Origin of the sequence: Micromonospora sp. NPDC051296, from assembly GCF_040682255.1 — a bacterium.
In the GTDB taxonomy this organism is placed as follows: Bacteria; Actinomycetota; Actinomycetes; order Mycobacteriales; family Micromonosporaceae; genus Micromonospora; species Micromonospora craterilacus.
In genome coordinates, this window is sequence record NZ_JBFBAO010000566.1 from 1 (window position 1) to 2,825 (window position 2,825).

At 73.4% G+C, this 2,825-nt stretch carries 2 protein-coding genes; both read left to right on the forward strand.

All coding sequences use genetic code 11. The features are described 5' to 3' along the window. Positions 1–2,101 (forward strand): penicillin-binding protein 2 (locus tag AB0M52_RS32915; RefSeq protein WP_363961738.1); only part of this gene is annotated, 2,101 nt, incomplete at its 5' end. A 281-nt stretch (positions 2,102–2,382) separates the two neighbouring features. Further along, a partial coding sequence (locus AB0M52_RS32920; RefSeq protein ID WP_363961740.1) for a Mur ligase domain-containing protein occupies positions 2,383–2,825 on the forward strand: 443 nt, incomplete at its 3' end.

Consider the following 2,825-nt stretch of genomic DNA (forward strand, 5'->3'; position numbering starts at 1 on the left):
GCCGGGCCTCGGCGGGATCTCCGACGCCCGCGCGTACACCCCCCGGGGTCGCACCATCCGGGAGGGCGCGGCCCCGGCCGGTGCCGGCCGGGTCGAGCAGCGGCGCACCCCGCGCAGCAGCCGATCGCAGGATCCGTTCCGGCCGGCGTTGCAGGTGCTCGACGGCGGGCGGTCGGCCGGCAACCGGCAGGGCGGCCAGCCGCGTCGGGACGGCGGTGCCGGGCGCACCACGGTGGTCCGTACGGTCACCGACCGGGTCCCGCGTGACGAGCGGGCGGCCAGCACGCCGCGGCGGCGGACCGGCGGCCGCGAGCCGCGTCGCGGTGAACGGCCACCCGGGCGCCGGCCCTCCCGCAAGCCACCCCGCCCGCCCCGGCTCGCCGACCCGGGCCGCCGGCTGCGGCTGGGCACCGCGCTGATCCTGGCCCTGTTCGTCGCCATCGGCATCCGGCTCGTCGCGCTCCAGGCGGTGGACACCCCGGCGTACGCCGACGGCGGCCTGGCCGACCGCCTCCGCACCGTGCCGTTGCCCGCGCCGCGTGGGGCGATCTACGACCGGGACGGCGCCACCCTGGTGCAGAGCGTCGAGGCCCGGTACGTCTACGCCGAACCGAACAAGGTCGAGGACATCGCGGCCACCGCCCGGACGCTCTCCCCGCTGCTCGGCATCGCCGCCTCTGATCTGGCCGAGAAGATGCGGCCCCGCAAGCGGAACGGCGTCGACTCCCAGTTCGAGTACCTGGCTCGGGGGGTGGATGTCGACCGCGCCCGCGAGATCATGGCGCTCGAGCTGCCCGGCATCTACACCGACCGCGACGAGCGGCGCGAGGTACCCGGCGGCGACCTGGCCGCCAACCTGATCGGCTTCACCAGCGTGGACAAGGTCGGGCTGGAGGGGCTGGAGGCGCGCTACGACGACCTGTTGCACGGTGAGGACGGCAAGCGGGTGTTCGAAGTCGGCCTCGGCAAGCTGGCCGCCCCGATCCCCGGCGGCTACAGCCAGACCACCCGCGCCAAGCCGGGCAGCTCGCTGGTGCTCACCATCGACCGCGACCTGCAGTACAGAACGCAGCAGATCCTCAGCAAGCAGGCGGCGGCGGTGCAGGCCAGCACCGCCGCCGCGGTGGTGCTCGACGCGCGTACCGGCGAAGTGCTGGCCCAGGCCAGCCATCCCACCTACAACGCGGCGAAGCCGCAGGCCAGCGACCCGACCGACCGGGAGGACGCGGCCACCAGCTTCGTGGTCGACCCGGGCTCGGTGCACAAGCCGATCACGTTCGGGGCCGCGCTGCAGGAGGGGGTGATCACCCCGGACACCTCATTCCCGGTCGCCAACGGAATCCGCAAGGGCGACACCTGGTTCTCCGACACCCATTCGGCGAACGGGCGGCGGATGAGCGTGGCCGGGATGATGGCCCACTCCTCCAACGTCGGCACCATCCAGATCGCCGACGCCCTCGGGCCGGAGCGCCTGATCGACTACCAGCAGCGGTTCGGGCTGGGCAAGGCGACCGGGGTCGGGATGCCCGGCGAGGCCAGCGGGCGGCTGCTCCCGGTGTCGGAGTGGAGCGAGTCGTCGCACGGGTCGGTGCCGATCGGGCACAGCGTGGACGCCACCCCGTTGCAGATGGCCGCCGCCTTCGCCGCCATCGCCAACGACGGCACGTACGTCCAGCCGCGCCTGGTCAAGGAGACGATCGGCCCGGACGGGAAGCGGACGCCGGCCGAGGAGCCGGTGACCCGGCAGGTGATCAGCCCGGCCAACGCCGCCGCGTTGCGGACGATGATGGAGGCGGTCACCACCGTGGAGAACGCCACCGGCGTGGCCGCGGCGGTCCCCGGTTACCGGGTCGCCGGCAAGACCGGCACCGGCTATCGGCTGGTCGACGGTAAGAAGCAGCCGGGGGAGGTCGGCTCGTTCATCGGGATGGCGCCGGCGGAGAATCCGCGGTACGTGATCGCGGTCTTCGTGCACAGCCCGGGCGGCGGTGGAGGAACGGTCGCGGCTCCGGCGTTCCGGGAGATGATGACCTTCACTCTCCGGCATTTCAAGGTGCCGCCGTCAAGCGAACCGGCACCGAAGTTCAAGGTGTTTCCCTAGCCATCGACACCGCCAATTCCCGAGCCCCCGCCCGACACTTTTCGACGATTCGCAACCACACCCCGATCAATCTCCCGACAATTGTTCGGAGTCGCCCCCGCCCCTGCCTCTGCTCCCGCCGATCATGCAGTTGGGGTGGGTGGATTGTGGCCGTGCGGGGCATCTGCGGGGCACCACAACTGCATGATCGACGGCAAGCATGGGGTGGGGGCGGTGGTTGGTACTCGCGAGCGCGTCCCCACCTGCGGTTCGACTCCCTGCGGCGGAGATTCAGGCGCGCCGTGCGGCCCGGACCGGGCGACCGGGTAGGGTCTGACGCCGTGCGCGGCAATCCTCGTCCCCGTACCGTGACCGGAATCCGGCTCGGTGACCTAGCCGCCCGGCTCGCCGTGGCGCCCCCCACCAGCGCCGATCAGGTGGTGACCGGGGTGACCCACGCGAGCCAGGAGGTCCACCCCGGCGATCTGTACGCCGCCCTGCCCGGTGCCCGTCGGCACGGCGCGGAGTTCGCCGCCGGCGCGGCGGCCGCCGGCGCGGTCGCCGTGCTGACCGACCCGGCCGGTGCCGAGCTGGCCGCGGCCAGCGGGTTGCCGGCCCTGGTGGTCGCCGACCCCCGCGCGGTGCTCGGCACGCTCGCCTCGGCCGTCTACGGCGACCCGACCGCGCAGCTGATCGTGATCGGGGTGACCGGCACCGCCGGCAAGACCTCCACCGCGTACCTCGT